This window comes from Streptomyces sp. DH12, assembly GCF_020873895.1.
Classification (GTDB): domain Bacteria; phylum Actinomycetota; class Actinomycetes; order Streptomycetales; family Streptomycetaceae; genus Streptomyces.
This window is the reverse complement of the sequence record NZ_JAHWGT010001643.1, coordinates 1-391: the sequence shown is the minus strand read 5'-3', so window position 1 is coordinate 391 and position 391 is coordinate 1. Positions and strand designations below refer to the sequence as shown.

General features: G+C 67.5%; 1 protein-coding gene. It reads right to left on the bottom strand.

What is annotated here, in order from left to right:
- The coding region (locus LPA54_RS41510) for an ABC transporter ATP-binding protein (RefSeq protein ID WP_228985539.1) at window positions 1–391 on the bottom strand (391 nt) is incomplete at both ends.

Genomic DNA, 391 nt, shown 5'->3' with positions numbered 1-391 from the left:
ATCTGCTGCTCACCGCCGGACAGGGTGCCGGCGGCCTGCTTGCGGCGTTCCCCGAGGATGGGGAAGAGGTCGTACGCGCGCCGGATGTCCTGCTCGATGCCCTGCTTGTCGCTGCGCAGGAAGGCGCCGAGGCGCAGGTTGTCCTCGATCGTCATGCGCGGGAAGATGTGCCGCCCCTCGGGGGAGTGGGCAAGACCCAGCGAGACGATCTTGTGGGCGGGGACCTTCTTCAGCGACTTGCCGTTGAACTTGATCTGGCCGCCGACCGGCTTCAGCAGCCCGGACAGCGTGCGCAGGGTGGTGGTCTTGCCGGCGCCGTTGGTGCCGATCAGGGTGACCACTTCGCCGGCGTCGACGCTGAACGAGATGCCCTTCACGGCCTGGATCTTGC